This window comes from Pseudomonas sp. MD195_PC81_125, assembly GCF_014060985.1.
GTDB classification, from domain to species: Bacteria; Pseudomonadota; Gammaproteobacteria; order Pseudomonadales; family Pseudomonadaceae; genus Aquipseudomonas; species Aquipseudomonas parakoreensis.
This window is the reverse complement of record NZ_JABULD010000209.1, coordinates 1-15815: the sequence shown is the minus strand read 5'-3', so window position 1 is coordinate 15815 and position 15815 is coordinate 1. Positions and strand designations below refer to the sequence as shown.

At 61.0% G+C, this 15815-nt stretch carries 8 protein-coding genes and 4 pseudogenes; 5 read left to right on the top strand and 7 right to left on the bottom strand.

Annotation, left to right across the window (positions count from 1 at the left end; genetic code table 11):
• Positions 1–149: 149 nt before the first annotated feature.
• Positions 150–2099 carry an LTA synthase family protein gene (locus tag HT737_RS08910; RefSeq protein WP_182402262.1) on the bottom strand — a complete coding sequence of 650 codons (1950 nt, stop codon included), beginning with the start codon at positions 2097–2099 and terminating at the stop codon, positions 150–152.
• 203 nt (positions 2100–2302) lie between these two features.
• Between HT737_RS08910 and colR the strand changes: the two genes are divergently transcribed.
• From colR to HT737_RS08885, 5 genes are all read left to right on the top strand, one after another.
• Positions 2303–2986 (top strand): two-component system response regulator ColR, encoded by a 684-nt coding sequence (gene colR / locus HT737_RS08905; RefSeq protein WP_041068401.1) that lies wholly within the window; start codon positions 2303–2305, stop codon positions 2984–2986.
• Complete coding sequence (locus HT737_RS08900; protein WP_182402260.1) at positions 2976–4250, top strand: HAMP domain-containing sensor histidine kinase; 1275 nt, start codon at positions 2976–2978, stop codon at positions 4248–4250. Before colR ends, HT737_RS08900 begins: the two co-directional genes overlap by 11 nt.
• A 151-nt stretch (positions 4251–4401) precedes the next feature.
• A complete protein-coding gene (locus tag HT737_RS08895; protein WP_041068703.1) occupies positions 4402–5070 on the top strand; it encodes a class I SAM-dependent methyltransferase in 669 nt (222 codons plus the stop codon).
• 4 nt (positions 5071–5074) lie between these two features.
• Positions 5075–5788: a lipopolysaccharide kinase InaA family protein gene (locus HT737_RS08890; RefSeq protein WP_041068405.1), complete on the top strand. Its 714-nt coding sequence runs from the start codon at positions 5075–5077 to the stop codon at positions 5786–5788.
• 2 nt (positions 5789–5790) lie between these two features.
• Complete coding sequence (locus HT737_RS08885) at positions 5791–6018, top strand: hypothetical protein (protein ID WP_041068407.1); 228 nt, start codon at positions 5791–5793, stop codon at positions 6016–6018.
• A gap of 184 nt (positions 6019–6202) precedes the next feature.
• Here the strand turns inward: HT737_RS08885 and HT737_RS08880 are convergent.
• The 6 genes and pseudogenes from HT737_RS08880 to HT737_RS08855 all read right to left on the bottom strand — a co-directional run.
• Positions 6203–9233: pseudogene (locus HT737_RS08880) on the bottom strand (multidrug efflux RND transporter permease subunit).
• A gap of 13 nt (positions 9234–9246) precedes the next feature.
• A pseudogene (locus HT737_RS08875) lies at positions 9247–10396 on the bottom strand (efflux RND transporter periplasmic adaptor subunit).
• Between the two features lie 283 nt (positions 10397–10679).
• Positions 10680–11780 carry a DUF1513 domain-containing protein gene (locus HT737_RS08870; RefSeq protein ID WP_131671121.1) on the bottom strand — a complete coding sequence of 367 codons (1101 nt, stop codon included), beginning with the start codon at positions 11778–11780 and terminating at the stop codon, positions 10680–10682.
• A 13-nt stretch (positions 11781–11793) separates the two neighbouring features.
• Positions 11794–12857 (bottom strand): annotated as a pseudogene (locus HT737_RS08865) (imelysin family protein).
• 26 nt (positions 12858–12883) lie between these two features.
• Positions 12884–14311 carry a di-heme oxidoredictase family protein gene (locus HT737_RS08860; RefSeq protein ID WP_182402258.1) on the bottom strand — a complete coding sequence of 476 codons (1428 nt, stop codon included), beginning with the start codon at positions 14309–14311 and terminating at the stop codon, positions 12884–12886.
• Between the two features lie 293 nt (positions 14312–14604).
• A pseudogene (locus HT737_RS08855) lies at positions 14605–15815 on the bottom strand (imelysin family protein); the annotation flags it as partial.

Below are 15815 nucleotides of genomic sequence, written 5' to 3'. Positions count from 1 at the left end.
CGAAAGCAATCACACCGTCACTACATCTGTGACTGATACAGCGCATTCGCGAGCAGGCTCGCTCCCACATTGGGATCTGTATTTCCTGTGATAACCGGTTGCGCAAAGAAAAGCCCCGGTGCATCAGCCCGGGGCGTTTTTATTGACGGTTACTTTTCGCTGACCTGCGGAGTGTCTTCTTTCACAGGCTTCCAGCTCAGCAACTGCTGTTTGAAGCCATAACTGGCGGTCTGGTAATAGGTGATCGCGCGGGTAATCAGCGGGTCGTCGCTGCTGACCCGCGACTCGCGGCTTTCGGTCAACGCATCGTCATGCCGGCGCAAGCCCTGGCGTGGGCTGAGGATCGCCAGATCCTTGCCATCGAACAGGCCCAGATGCTGGTAGTTGCCGACCACCACGCGCGGTGGCAGCGGGTTGTCCTGCAACAGGTTGCGGCCGAAGAACGTCGAGGTGTAATCCAGGTTCAGCAGGCCCAGCAGCGTCGGGGCCAGATCGATCTGGCTGGCCAGTTGCGCGCTTTCGCGAGCCTCGATCATTTTCGGCGCATAGATGAACAGCGGGATCTGATAGTTGGTGATCGGCAAGTCTTCTTTACCGGCACTGCCTGCAGTGTGGTCAGCGACGAAAATGAAGATCGTATTGTCGAACCACGGTTTCTGCCGCGCCTGCTCGAGGAACTGGCCAATCGCATAGTCGGTGTACTTCACCGCGCCATCGCGGCCGTTACCGGACTTGATGTCGATGCGGTTGTCCGGGTAGGTGTAAGGGCGGTGATTGGAGGTGGTCATCAATTGCAGCAGAAACGGCTGTTGCCTGGCGTAATCGGCGTCCGCCAGCTTCAGGGTCTGGCGATACAGATCCTCGTCAGCCATACCCCAGGCGTTTTTGAAGTGGATTTCGGCTTCATCGACGCTGCTCTGATCGACGACGCGATAGCCGTTGCCGCTGAAGAACGCGTTCATGTTGTCGAAGTAACCGCGTCCGCCGTAGACGAACACGCTGTCGTAACCTACGGCGCTGAGCTGTTGGCCAAGGCTGGCGAAACCGCTCTCACGGCCGATGCGCTTGACGATCGAGCGGCCCGGCGTTGGCGGGATGGCCAGGGTGATGGCTTCCAGACCGCGGTCGGTACGGGTGCCGGTGGCGTAGAAGTTATTGAAGTACAGGCTCTGCTTGCGCAAGGCGTCGAGGTTCGGCGTCAGGTTGCGACCGTCGCCGTTGCTGCCCAGGTACTTGGCGCTCAGGCTTTCAATGGTCACCAGCACGATGTTCGGCTTGCGCGGGGTGCCCGGGTTGTCGATCACCCGGCGAATGTCCTGTGGATCTTTGCCAATGAAGCGCGCGTCGCTCTCACTCAGCTCGGAACGGATCTGGCTGGCGACTTTTTCCGCCGGCAGGCTTTTGTAGAACTGGGTGTAGTCCAGTTCATTGTTACGGAACGCGGCGAAGAACTGATACGGACCGTTGCTGGCCAGTTCGTTCTGGTAGGCGTTGCCGCCTTGGGCACGAGGGGCGTCCTGGCTGAGCAGTTGCAGGCTCAGGCCCGCGACGATCAACAGGCCCAAGGCACTGAGCAGACGTCCGCGCAGCGGTGGCAGCGGGGCATTCATGGCGGCATTGAACGGCTTGCGCAAAGCGAAACTGATGACCACGGCCAATACGGCGAGAAGGCTCAGCAGTTTGCCGATCGGGTAGGATTCGAGGACGTTGTTCAGCACTTCGTCGGAGTACACCAGGTAATCGACGGCGATGAAGTTGAAGCGCACGCCGAACTCGTCCCAGAACAGCCATTCGGCCACCGCCACGAACAACATGGCGAACAGGCTGATCGTCAGCAGGGCGCGCAGGAATCCGCGATGTCCGCGACGACGCCACAGGCCCGGCGGGCAGAGCAGCAGGTACAGGCCCATTGGCAGTGCCGCGTAGGCAAGGAACCCCAGGTCATACAGCGCACCGATGCCGAACACGGAAAGGGCGAGGCCACCGGCCTCATCCAGGTGAGTCAGCAGCAGGACTGCTCGCGTCAGGAGAAAAATGACCAGCCAGGCGCCGGTGATCAGCAGCAGAAAGCGCACGGGCGCGGTCTTGAAAGAGTCCATTGTCTCGTTTTCCTTATATCAATGGCGCGCGAGTGTCGCGGCGTCACTGTAATCAGGTTGTGAATCGATAGTGAAAACTTTGTTAATTATTTAATTTGTCCGGGCAAATGGACTTGCGCGTATGCCGGCCCTAGCCCTGAATCGGCGGAGGCCTTAAGCTGCGCGGGCCAAGACGGCCGTTACTGTGTACGGAGGAAATGCCAATGCGAATTCTATTGGTCGAAGACAACCGCGATATCCTGGCCAATCTGGCCGATTACCTGGGGCTCAAAGGCTATACCGTCGATTGTGCCCAGGATGGTTTGTCAGGCTTGCATCTGGCGGCCACCGAGCATTACGACCTGATTGTGCTCGACATCATGTTGCCCGGGATCGATGGCTACACCCTGTGCAAGCGCCTGCGTGAAGACGCGCGGCGCGACACACCGGTGATCATGCTCACCGCCCGCGATCAACTGGACGATCGTCTGCAGGGCTTCAAGTCCGGGGCCGACGATTACCTGGTCAAGCCGTTTGCCCTGTCCGAACTGGCGGCGCGCGTCGAGGCCGTCATGCGCCGGACCCAGGGTGGCGGACGCCGTGCGTTGCAGGTCGGTGACTTGAGCTACGACCTCGACACCCTGGAAGTGACCCGCGAGGGCAAGCTGCTCAAGCTCAACCCGGTCGGCCTCAAACTGCTGGCGGTGTTGATGCAGAAGAGTCCGCATGTCCTGCGCCGGGAAATTCTCGAAGAAGCGCTGTGGGGCGATGACTGCCCGGACAGCGACAGCCTGCGCAGCCATGTCCACCAATTGCGTCAGGTGATCGACAAGCCCTTCGCCAAGCCGTTGCTGCAAACCGTGCACGGCGTGGGTTACCGCCTGGCCGAGGGGCGTGATGGAGTTTAAGCAAAGCCTTTCCCAGCGGATCATCATCGCCTTTGCGCTGATGAGTGCGCTGGTGGCCGGGGCCTTCGCCATGGGTATTGTGGCGACCGTGCACCTGGTGGAGGAAAAACTGATTTCGGCGGGGCTGGGCGGCGACCTGCAACGTCTGTTGCTGATGGACAACGTCTCGGACTGGAGCCATCGCCCGGAACCGGATCAGTTGTTCTATTTCAGCGGTGGGCCAGGCGATTTCGAGCTGCCCAAGGATCTGCGTCACCTTGATGCGGGCTTCCACGAAGTGTTCCGCGAGCAGTTGTCTTATCACGCGATGGTCGAGATCGTCGACGGCCGTCGTTATGTCCTGCTGCAGGATCAAAGCGATTTCGAAGAACGTGAACGCGTGCTGTTTGCCGTGGTGCTGGTGGGTTTTGTACTCAGTCTGGCGCTGGCGGTGTTTCTCGGCTGGGTGTTGGCGCGCAAGGTCATGGCGCCAGTGGTGCGCCTGGCGCGGCAAGTGCGCCACCGCGATCAATTGCTGGGGCTGGCGCCGCCCCTGGCGCCGGACTATGCGGCTGACGAAGTCGGCGAACTGGCGGTGGCGTTCGATGCCACGCTCGGGCGTCTGCGACAGGCACTGACCCGCGAGCGGCTGTTCACCAGCGATGTCAGCCATGAACTGCGTACGCCGTTGATGGTGCTGGCCAGTTCCTGCGAGCTGCTTCTGGAAAACCCCGGGCTGGATCAGCGCGGTCGGGCCCAGGTCGAGCGAATTGCCCGAGCCAGCGAGGAAATGCGCGAACTGGTGCAGACCTTCCTGATGCTCGCCCGCGCACAGCGTGAAGACGCCGGTTCCGCGCCGCAGCAGAACCTCGCCCAGGTGGCCGACGGACTGCTGGGTATCTGGCGTGAACCGATCGAGTCGAAAGGGCTGCGACTGATGTACGAGTCGGGCAACCCGCCGGACACTTGCTTCAATGCCACCCTGCTCAGCGCGGTCATGGGTAATCTGCTGCGCAATGCCTGTCACTACACCGAACACGGATTCATTCGCCTGACACTCAACGACAACGGTTTTGTCGTCGAAGACTCGGGTGTGGGCATTCCCGAGGAAAAACGCGAAGCCATGTTCCAGCCCTTCGTGCGTGGCAATGAAAAGCGCGGTGAAGGCTTGGGGCTGGGCTTGTCACTGGTGCAGCGAATCTGTGAAAACCAGGGCTGGGAGGTGACGTTGAGCACCATGGAGCCTAATGGTTGCCGCTTCGAGGTCACGCTGGGCAAGCGCTGAAGATCGTTGATGGCCCCGCGCTATTGCTTTTCGCGTGTAAAACCCTGTAATAATTTGCCGGTTTACCTGACGTAATTTTCACATAGGGACGACCTGACGCTGACATGCCACTACCTATGGTAAGGGTATCAGTCATTCAGGAGCCCCCATGATGAGCAGACCGATCAAGCTCGATTTTTCCGAAAAGTATGATGACCAGCATGCACAAAAATATTTGCGCAAGCATCAGGACGGTCTAGGTCGTCGGTTGTCTCACTGGCGGGACGAGCAGTTGGCCCGCAAGGCGTTGACGCTGGCCGGCGAGCCGGGGCTGGTTCTGGATCTGCCGTGCGGTGCAGGGCGTTTCTGGCCGTTGCTGGCGGAAAAGCCCAACCGGGTGATCATTGGTGCGGACAATTCCGAGTCGATGATCAAGACCGCGATGCAATCGCAACCGGCTGACGTCGTGAAACGGGTACAACCTTTGCACACCTCAGCGTTCGACATTGCTTTGCCTGATAACGCCGTCGACAGCATTTTCTGCATGCGGTTGCTGCATCACATCGGTGAAGCCGAGCACCGGCGGGCGATTCTGCGCGAGTTCGAGCGCGTCACCCGTGATAGCGTCATCATTTCGTTGTGGGTGGACGGTAATTTCAAGGCCTGGAAACGCAAGCGCGCCGAGCGGCGTCGCGGGCAGGAAGGTTACCAGAACCGGTTTGTGTTACCGGCTGTGACAGTTGAAAAAGAATTCGAAGAAGCAGGTTTTCGCATTCAGGAACAACTCGATTTTATCCCGCTCTATGCCATGTGGCGGGTTTACGTATTACGCAAGAGGTAACAGGATGGTGGTGCAAATAGCAGCAGAAACGGAAGTCGCTCCCCAGGATCGCTTCGATTACTACTGGAACCAGCGCGGTGAATGGGTGGAAGAGCCCAACGTACGCCGTGGCGGGGAAAGTGGTGTGCAACGGGTCGTGGGCCGTGACGGCCAGTTACTGTATGCCAAGCGCCAGACCGGACATATCTATCGCAGCTGGCTGCATCCTTTCGGCCGTCCGACGGTCTTGCGCGAGCTGGATGCACTGACCGGCGTCAGCCGTCTCGGTGTCCGCGTCCCGCAAATCGTCTTCTGCGGCGCGCAGCCCGATCCGCAATACAAGTGGCGTGCGCTGTTGGTGACCAAGTCACTGGACGGCTTCGACGAACTTGAAAAGTGGGAAGCCGCCGGTGGTCGTGCGCAATACGGCGAAGCCGTCTACGAGCGCGTGCTCAAAGACCTGGCAGAAAACCTGGCGCGCATGCACAAGGGCCGCTGGCAGCACAGCTGTATCTACATCAAACACGTATTTGTACGGGTGACCGGTGAGGGCGACGCGGCGCAGGTCGAAGTGGCATTGATCGATCTGGAAAAATGCCGCCAGCGTCTGACCGCTTATCGCGCGGCCTCCCATGACATGAAGCAATTGCGTCGCCATTCGTCGTTCAGCGACACGGACTGGAAAAAACTCGTCTACTTTTACGAGACGGCGTTTGGCAGCGCTATCAAAGGTTTATAGCGATGAAACTCGAAATTGCACGAGGTTTGTTTTTGGTTGGAGCCTTGGCAGTTGCTTCATTGGCGGTGGCGGCCTGGGAGCAGCCCCGCATGCAGGTGATCGGTGCCACGACCGGCGATGCTCACTGCGCAGTACCACGGGTGGCGAAAGCCACCGTGGCGACTAAACCCGACCATGATCTGTTGTTGTTCATGTTCGGACTTTCTCAAGGGATGAGGCCACAGAGTTGAACCGATTGAAGCCAAAATGAAAGGCCTCGCAGATGCGAGGCCTTTTTTATGCATGAATGAAAATCCCCTGTGTAGGAGCTGCCGCAGGCTGCGATCTTTTGATCTTGATCTCGGCTTTTAAAAACAAAATCAAAAGATCGTCCGAACGCGGCCCGAACCTTCGGCAGCTCCTACACGGACATGGTCATGATTTGGGATCGGGCTTTGCCAACAGAGTGTAGATACACGGCAGCACAAACAGGGTAAACAAGGTGCCGATCGACATCCCCGTGGCAATCACCATGCCGATATCAAACCGGCTCACCGCACCGGCACCGGTCGCCAGAATCAACGGCAACATGCCGAACACCATCGCCGCCGTGGTCATCAACACCGGACGCAAGCGGATTGCCGCGGCTTCCTCGACCGCTTCGCGCGCGGTCAGGCCTTTGTCCTTGCGTAACTGGTTGGCGAATTCGACGATCAGGATCCCGTGCTTGCTGATCAACCCGATCAATGTCACCAGACCGACCTGGGTGTAGATGTTCATGCTCGACCAGCCAAGGAACAGCGGAATCAACGCACCACAGATCGACAGCGGCACCGTCACCAGAATCACCAACGGGTCGCGGAAGCTTTCGAACTGCGCCGCCAGCACCAGGAAAATAATCGCCAACGCGAGGGCGAAGGTTACCCACAGGGCGCTGCCTTCCTGCACGTATTGGCGCGAGGCGCCGCCATAGTCGAAGGCGAACCCGGCCGGCGCTTCTTCCCGGGCGATCTGCAGCACGGTGTCGATGGCTTCGCCCATGCTGACCAGCGGGAATCCGGAAATCTTCGCCGCATTGAGTTGCTGGAACTGGTTGAGCTGGCGCGGCCGTGCCCGGTCGCTGACCTTGATCAGGGTCGACAGCGGCAGCAGCTCGCCCTGGGTGTTTTTCACGTAGTAATTGTTCAGCCAGCCGGGGTTCTCGCGAAACGGTCGCTCGACCTGGGCAATCACCTTGTAACTGCGGCCTTCGATGGTGAAACGGTTGATTTCCGCCTCGCCCAGCAGCGTCGCCAGTGTTCCACCGAGGTCCTGCATCGACACGCCCATCTGCGCGGCTTTGGCGCGGTCGATGTCGACTACCACTTCCGGCTTGTCGAACGCCAGATCGAGGTCGACGAAGGCGAACTTGCCCGACTCCATCGCACGTTTCTTGATCCGGTCAGCGACTTGCAACAGCAACTCGTAGTCGTTGGCCGTGTTGACCACAAACTCGAACGGCAGACCTTCACCGGTGCCGGGCAGGGAGGGCAGGTTGAAACCGAAAATCTGCAGGCCGGGGATTCTCGCCAGTTTGCCTTGCACCTCGGGCAGGATCTGCATCTGGGTGCGGCTGCGCTCGTTCCACGGCTTGAGCAGGAAGCCGCCGATGCCCGCTTGCACACCGTTGTAGCCATTGATCTGGAACGAGGAGTAGTACTCCGGAAACTCTTTGAAGATCTTGATGAATTCGTCGGTGTAGGTGCTCAGGTAATCGAGGTTGGTCGGCTGGGGGGCCGTGGCCATCATGAAGATGATGCCCTGATCCTCATCAGGAGCCAGTTCCGACTTGGTGAACTTGAGAAACACCGGGATCAGGCACAGCACGATCACTGCGAACACCAACACCACCGGCCGTGTGTTCAAGGTGCCGTGGAGCATGCTCTGGTAGCGGCGTTTGAGGCTGTCGAAAATACGGTCGAGGCGGTGCGCCAGGCCACTGGGGTTTTCTTCGTGACGCAACAGCAGGGCGCACATCATCGGCGACAGGGTCAGGGCGACAATCCCGGAAATCACCACGGCACCGGCCAGGGTCAGGGCGAACTCCTTGAACAAGGCCCCGGTCAGTCCGGTGAGGAAGCCGATCGGCGCATACACCGCCGCCAGGGTGATGGTCATCGACACCACCGGCATGGCGATTTCCCGTGCGCCTTCCAGTGCGGCCTCCAGCGGCGTCTTGCCTTCCTCGATATGCCGGTGGATGTTCTCCACCACGACAATCGCGTCGTCCACCACCAGACCGATGGCCAGCACCATTGCCAGCAGGGTCAGCAGGTTGATCGAATAGCCCATCATCTGCATGAAGAACATCACGCCGATCATCGACAGCGGGATGGTCACCACCGGGATCACCACCGAGCGCAGCGCGCCAAGGAACAGGAACACCACCACGATGACGATCAGCACCGCTTCGAACAGGGTTTTCACCACTTCATCGATCGAGGCCTGAATAAACAGCGTGGCGTCGTAGGCAATCTCGCTCTTGAGGTTGGGCGGCAACTGCGCTTCCAGTTCCGGCATCAGCTTGCGCACTTCCTTGATCACATCCAGCGGGTTGGCCCCGGGCGTGGCCTTGATGCCGATGTACACCGACGGCGTGCCGCCGAACGAGCTGATCGAATCGTAGTTTTCCGCGCCCATCTCGACCCGCGCCACATCACTGAGCAGCACGCGGCTGTCGCCACTGACCTTGAGCGGAAGCGCCGCGAAGGCTTCGGCGGATTTCAGTTCGGTATTGGCGTTGATGCTGGTGACCACGTATTCGCCCTTCACCTCGCCGGCGGCGGAGAGGAAGTTGTACTGGCGCACGGCGTTGGTCACATCGCTGGCGCTGAGGCCGAAACCGGCGAGCTTCACCGGGTCGAGCCACAGGCGCATGGCGAACACTTGATTGCCGAGAATCTCCGCCTCGGCCATGCCCGGCAGGGTCGCCAGTTTCGGCTGGATCACCCGCGACAGATAGTCGGTGATCTGCGGGTTGCTCAAATCCTTGCTGAAGAAGCTGATGTACATCAGCGCCGAGGCGTCCGCCGATTCTTTGCTCAGCACCGGGTCTTCAGCGTCCTGCGGCAGTTTGTTCTTCACCTCGTTGGCCTTGGCCAGCAGTTCGGTGAACAAGCGGTCGGTGTTGGAGCCGATGCGCGCGTAGATCGAGATCACCGAGAAGTTCTGGCGACTGACCGAGGTCATGTAGTCGATGCCCTCGGCGCTGGCCAGGCTTTGCTGCATCGGTTGGATGATGTAGCCCTGAATGGTCTCGGCATTCGCCCCGGGGTAGGCGGTGGTCACCGTGATCAGGGCGTTTTTCCATTTGCGGGTATTGGCGCAGCGGCAGTTTGCTCCAGGCCTGGAAACCCAGCAGCACAATCAGCAGGCTGACCACGGTGGCGAGCACCGGGCGGCGGATGAACGGATCGGTAAAAGCCATGGGGATTCCTTGATCAGTCGGCGCGGGGCGGACTGTTCTGCTCGCCGAGGGTCTTGTCGTCGCTGATGGCAATGTGTGCGCCGTTGTCCAGTTTGATCTGGCCGGCGGTCACCACTTGTTCGCCGCTCTGCACGCCCTTGTTGATCATCACCAGGCCATCACGGCGTTCACCGGTCTCGATGAAACGGCGTTCGGCGATCAGCACCGGCTGGCCCTGGTCGTCCTTGACCACACTGCCATCCTCGGCCTTCTGTTGCCCGACCACGTACAGCGAGTTGCCGTAGAGGGTGTAGGTGATCGCGCTTTCCGGCACCACGATGTGTTGCTGTGGATCGGGCAGCAGCACGTCGAGGCTGGCAAACATGCCCGGCAGCAACTTGCCGTCGGGGTTGGCCAGGGTCGCGCGCACCAGAATATTGCGCGTGGTGCTCTCGACAATCGGGTTGATCGCGCTGATGGCGCCGGGGAAGGTCTGTCCGGGATAGGCCGCGACACCGATCTGCACCGGTTGGCCGATGGCCAGTTTTGGCACCGATTGCTCCGGCACATAGAAGTCGGCGTAGAGGCTGCTCAAATCCTGCAGGGTGGCGATTTTAGTGCCGCTGGCGAGGTAGTCGCCGATGTCGACCTGACGAATCCCGATGGTGCCGCTGAACGGCGCGACGATGCGCTTTTTTCGCCAGTGCTGCATTGAGCTGATTGACCGTGGCCCGCTCCTTTTGCAGCACGGCCGAGAGCCGGTCGTATTCACCTTTGGAGATGGCCCGGCTGTCGATCAACTGGCTGCCCCGGCCGAAATCCAGTTGCGCCAGGCCCAGGTCAGCCTTGGCGGTTTCCAGCAGGGCGGCTTCGACGGCACTGTCGAGCTGCAGCAGTGGCTGCCCGGCCTTGACCTTCTGTCCGGATTCGAATTTGAGTTCAGTGACGGTGCCGGCGACTTCAAGACTCAGCTCGACGCCTTGCAAGGCCTTGAGCGAACCGACGGTGGGCAAACGCATCTGCCACGGCTGTTCGGTAGCGCGAGCCACGGCGACGCTGATCGGCGGTTTCGGTTTGGAGAAGCCCTGGATCATGGTGTAGATCGAAAAGGCTTTGTACCCGCCCAATACCAGGACGACCAGCAAGACAACACCCAACATGATCAGCATGCGGCGACGCAGCATTTTTCCAGTTCCTTGGATAAATCAGGTGAGACAGGCGGGCACATTACCCCGAGTCAGGTGGGGATTCCAACTGCCAGTTATTACAGGGGAGTTCGGAATGAAGAAGTCTGAACACTGAACCTGTGGTGAGGGGATTTATCCCCGTTGGGTGGCGAAGCCGCCCCAAAACTTGCAACCGCGGACTGTCAATTGAACCGGGTGCGATGGTTTTGCGACTGCTGCGCAGCCGATCGGGGATAAATCCCCTCGCCACAGGTTATGAGTCGTACTCAGAACAGGTGGGTTACGCCATCAGATGAAGATGGTTGTCCCAGAGCCCCGCCGGCAGTTCCAGCGGCTTGGCCAGCAGCTCATCCTGGCGGCAATCGTAGTAGCGGCAACGGCCCTGACCCGAGGTCACGACGAAGCCGTCCTGCACCGCACCGACGCCGGCGCAATCGGGCAGCGGCGCGTCGAGGCGCACTTCGCCGCTGTCCAGATCCCAGATGAAGAAGCGGTTGCCGCGCGGTGCGGTCAACGCCACCAGTCGCAGTTCACTGTGCACCGCAACGCTGGCGGTGTAATGCCCCATCGACTGCAACTGATGCTCCGGCACCGGGAATGCCACGAAGGGCTGGCCCGGACGCTTGATCGCCAACAGCTCGGAACGCTCATGCGAGGCGCCCATGAACTGCTGGCCGGCGACGATGGTGCCGTCGCTGGCAATGCCCAGGTGGCGCACGCTGTTCATCTGCTGCGCAAGGGTTTCCTTGCTCAGCAGCGTGCCGTCGCGCTGCATCAGCACCAGGCTCGGTTCCATGGCGTTGAGGTTCATGTCGACGCGGCTTTCGGCCTCGGTGCGGATCCCGCCGTTGGCCACCACCAGGGTTTCGCCATCGGGCATCCACGACACTTGATGTGGTCCGAGGCCATGGGTGGAGATCTCGCCGCTGTGCACCAGCCGCTCGCCTTCGAACCTGTACACCCCGAGCAGGCCACGCCCCGGATCAGTGGTGTCGTTCTCGGTGGCGTACAGGTATTCGCCGTCCTTGTGCACCACGGCGTGGCCGTAGAAATGCCGGTTCGGCTGCGAGGTCACGGTTTGCAGCAAGGTCCCGTCGCGCAGGTCGATCAGGTAACTCTCGGTGCCCGGGCGGCGGGCGACGAACAGCGCGATCGGCAGCGTCGGGTGGTTGATGATGTCGTGACAACGCTGGCCGACCTGGGTGGCGAACACCCGAGTACCGTCCAGCCGATAACCGACGGCGTAATGCTTGCCGTCGGTGTCGTCGCGCGCCGAGAGCAGCAGCGGGCTCTGATCCTTGCGCTTGAACAGCGTCCAGCCGCCCAGTGTCACTGCTCCCAGCAGCAAACTACCTAAAGTCAGAGCCTGGCGTCGCAGCATGGCACTTGCCTCATCAGTCACCGTCGTTGGCGTTGAAGCCAGTTGGATGCCCAGCGCCTTGGCCAGTTCGCCTTCGTGCAGGCGATGGACGACGTTGAGGCTGTCGTAGAGATCGTTGAGTTGTTGACGACCGGCGTCGTCCTGGAGCATTTCGGTCAGCGAGCGCTGCGTGCTGCCGAACAGCTCCAGCGATGCGGCGTAAGCGGCGTCGATTTTGTCTGCCAACGGTTTCTGCTCGGCCGGCAACAGACCGCGCAGGCCCTTGTTGTCGACGCCTTCCCAGACGGTTTTGGCGGCAGCGAGGCTGGCTTCCAGCGCGGTCAGCGACGACTGGCTACGCCATGCATCGGCCTGGAACGGTTGCGGCACACCCTTGCTCTGACGGCCCATTGGCGTGCCGAGTTTTTTCTTCAGGGTATCGAGGGCGGTGACCTGCACACGCAGCAGATCGGCGATCGCTTCGTGGGAGTCGGCGTAGCGCTGGTTGGGGAATTTGCTCATTTGCGCGAGCATGCCGTCGGTGTTGTTCCAGCTCTGCAGAATCTCTTCGGCCAGTTGCTTCTGGCGCTCGCCGATGGCGATCAGCAACGGGCAGTATTTGGCTTTTTGCTCGGCGTTGGCGACGTCCGGTTTTTCATCGAACAGGATGTATTCGTAAGCCGACAGGCCCTGCACCACCACGCTGGATTTGGCCAGTGCGGCGGCGTCGATCTGCGGCTGGGCGGTGACCAGTTGCTCGACTTGACGGCCAACGAGGTTTTTCTTGTCCGGCCAGAACTGCACCTGCCACGAACGGTTGCCCTCGGCCAGTGGCCCGATCAGCAACGGTTGCAGTTCGGCCCAGGCTTTCTGCGCGTGCAGGAAGTCGGCGCGGGCGGTTTCCAGGGTTTCCTTGCCTTGGCAGTAGGCGAGGGCGCTGACCGCCAGTTGCTTGTCAGCTTCGACCCAACGGGTGTAGGTCGGCAGGATCACCGATTTGGCGATGGCCGCCGACGTGACTGCTTGCGGGTCCTGCGGCGAGCAGGCGCCAAGAGCAAGTGCGGCAAGGCTGGTGAACAACAACTTGGGACGGAACATGTCGGGCTCCCGATTCTTTTAAGTGTTTAAAGTGAGTTCAAGAACGCCAGCAGCGCGGCACGCTGCTCGGCGTTGAAAGACAAAACCTGTTGCTGCGCCTGCTGCGCTTCGCCGCCATGCCAGAGCACGGCTTCGAGCAGGTTGCGGGCGCGGCCGTCATGCAGAAACTGAGTGTGGCCACTGACCGCTTGCGTCAGGCCGATGCCCCACAACGGCGGGGTGCGCCAGTCGCGGCCGGAGGCCTGGAATTCGCTGCGGTGGTCAGCCAGACCCTCGCCCATATCGTGCAGCAGCAGATCGCTGTACGGGCGAATCACTTGATTGGCCAGTTCAGGTTCGGCGGCGTTGGCGGCGGTGGTGTATTTCGGGGTGTGGCAGGACTGGCAACCGGCCTGGAAGAACAGGTTCTTGCCGGCCAGCACTTGCTCGTCGTTGACGCCACGGCGCGCCGGCACCGCCAGGTTGCGCGTGTAGAACAGCACCAGACGCAGGATGTTGTCGCTGACTTCCGGCTCGCCGTCCGGGCCATTGCCGTTGGGTGCCTGTTTGCACGCGGTTTGCGCGTCGGTGCAGTCATCGAAGGGGCGCAGGCTGGTCGTGAGGCCCATGTCTCCGGAAAACGCGTGGACATTCTGCTGATTGAGATTGGGTTGCCCGGCTTTCCAGCCGAATCGACCCATGACGGTCTTTTGCTGTGCGTCATCCCAGACCCGATTCGCTCGGCCGTTGATGCCGTTGTTCTCTTTGGCTTGCGCGGCGGCGTTGGCGAGTATCGCGTCCTCGGGAATCGCTTCGAGCAGGCCGAGGCCGATCATCGGCGGCGCAACCCGGGCCGAGAAGCGCGTGTCCGGGTGCATCGGGCCGTAGCCCAACTGAGTGAATTGCAGCACCGGTTTGCGCAGCTCGACTTCGGTGCCGTCCTTGAAACGAATCGGCACCGGGGTGTACTCGACGCGCACCTTGCCCTCGGGCGTGACTCCGGGTACGGCCATGTCCTGGAACTGGCCGCCGTAGACCGGCTCCGGCACTACGCCGAGTTGCTCGATGAGGTTGGCATAGGCCGGCGAATCGGGAATCGACAGGCGCACCAGCATCGACACCGCGTTCGCCGCATCCGGTGCCGGCGGGTGGCCACGGCCGTCCTTGATGTGGCAGTTCTGGCAGGCGTTGGTGTTGAACAACGGGCCGAGGCCATCGCGGGCGGTGGTGGTCGACGGCGCGATCACCCACGGACTGCGGAAGAAACTGTTGCCGACACTGAAATCGACCCGACGCGACGGCGGCAGATTGGCCGAAGGCAGCGAGAACGCATTCTGATCGGTCTTGCGCACAGTCGTCGCCCCGCCCGAACGCGCTTCACCGGGCTCAGCCTTGGTAAAGCGCGGGGCGTCATCGCAGGCACTCAGGCCCAGGGCCAGAAACAGTGCGGACAAGCGAAGCGGCAGCGAGGGCATCAGACATCCTGCGGACGGGCGAAAACAAAGGCGCAAAGTCTAACAGGGCGGGGGAGTTTGAATAAGAGGAATTATCGTTTGCTTGATTTGCGGCAGGGTTTCACTCGAGACCGAGGCGCAGCCATCGCTGGCAAGCCAGCTCCCGCAGTATTTGTGTTGTACCCGGAGTGTGTGAACGCCGCGAAACCTGTGGGAGCTGGCTTGCCAGCGATGAGGCCATCAGCATCACCGCAAAAAGCAGGCATGAAAAAGGCGACCCGAAGGTCGCCTTTTTTTGACGCAGACGCGCGTGATCAGAACTCGTGATCAGCGTTGTCCGGGTTCAGGTCGCTGATGCCCAGCTTGCCGGCAGCGGCTTCGATCGAACCGGTCTGTTTGACCAGCGCGGCGATGGCGTCACGCACGATCTGATTGCCGGCGGTGTTGCCCGCAGCGATCAACTGGTCGTAGTGCTCACCCTTGTTGGCGTGATCGACCATGACCTGGATCTTGGCTTCGGTAGCGGCCAGATCGGCTTTCAGCGCGGTGTCGGCAGCCGGGTCAGCCTTGGCCACCAGCGACGACAGGCTGGCGCCGGTCATCTTGGTCCCGTCAACCCGGGTGTACTCGCCCAGGTACACGTTACGAATGCCTTTGGCATCGTAGAAGTGCGAGTTGTGGGTGTTGTCGCTGAAGCAATCCTGTTCGTCTTCCGGCGAGTTGGCTTCCAGCGAAACCTTCATGCGCTCGCCCGCCAGTTCACCCAGGGACAGGCTGCCCATGCCGAACAGCATTTTGCGCAGACCGCTTTCAGCCGGCTCGGCTTCCAGGGTGGCGCGGTAGTTGTCAGCCACGTTCGGCTTCCAGTTGCCGACCATTTCTTCCAGGTCGCTGACCAGCAGTTGGGTCACGGCTTTGAGATAGGCACGGCGACGATCGTTGTGACCGCCAGTGGCGCCGGCGCCTTCCAGGTAATCCGACGCCGGACGGTTGCCGGCGCCCGGGCCGGTGCCGTTCAGGTCCTGGCCCCAGAGCAGGAATTCGATGGCGTGGTAGCCGGTGGCGACGTTGGCTTCGGAACCGCCCAGCTCGTTGAGGCTGGCGAGTTTTTCCGGGGTGATGTCTTTCACGTCGACCTTGTCTTCGCCGACCTGCACTTCAGTGTTGGCGATGATGTTGGCGGTGGCACCCGGGTTGCCCAGTGCGTGTTCGTAGGACTTGTCGACGTAGTCGATCAGGCCTTCGTCCAGCGGCCAGGCGTTCACCTGACCTTCCCAGTCGTCGATGATGGTGTTGCCGAAGCGGAACACTTCGCTCTGCAGGTAAGGCACGCGCGCAGCGACCCAGGCAGCCTTGGCGGCTTTCAGGGTGTCGGCGTTCGGCTTGGCGAGGAACGCGTCGACCGCGGTTTGCAGGGTTTTCGCAGTGGATTCGGCATCGCTGTAGACGGCGAAGACCATGTCCGCGTAGTGCGCAACCACAGCCTTTGGCGGCGGCTTCATCGACTTTACCGGCAGCGGCGGGG

Bases quoted from the DNA above. Each gene is read 5' to 3' on its own strand.
- HT737_RS08860 (WP_182402258.1), bottom strand. From the start codon at position 14,311: ATGCCCTCGCTGCCGCTTCGCTTGTCCGCACTGTTTCTGGCCCTGGGC.
- HT737_RS08895 (WP_041068703.1), top strand. From the start codon at position 4,402: ATGAGCAGACCGATCAAGCTCGATTTTTCCGAAAAGTATGATGACCAG.
- HT737_RS08890 (WP_041068405.1), top strand. From the start codon at position 5,075: ATGGTGGTGCAAATAGCAGCAGAAACGGAAGTCGCTCCCCAGGATCGC.
- HT737_RS08885 (WP_041068407.1), top strand. From the start codon at position 5,791: ATGAAACTCGAAATTGCACGAGGTTTGTTTTTGGTTGGAGCCTTGGCA.
- colR (WP_041068401.1), top strand. From the start codon at position 2,303: ATGCGAATTCTATTGGTCGAAGACAACCGCGATATCCTGGCCAATCTG.
- HT737_RS08870 (WP_131671121.1), bottom strand. From the start codon at position 11,780: ATGCTGCGACGCCAGGCTCTGACTTTAGGTAGTTTGCTGCTGGGAGCA.
- HT737_RS08910 (WP_182402262.1), bottom strand. From the start codon at position 2,099: ATGGACTCTTTCAAGACCGCGCCCGTGCGCTTTCTGCTGCTGATCACC.
- HT737_RS08900 (WP_182402260.1), top strand. From the start codon at position 2,976: ATGGAGTTTAAGCAAAGCCTTTCCCAGCGGATCATCATCGCCTTTGCG.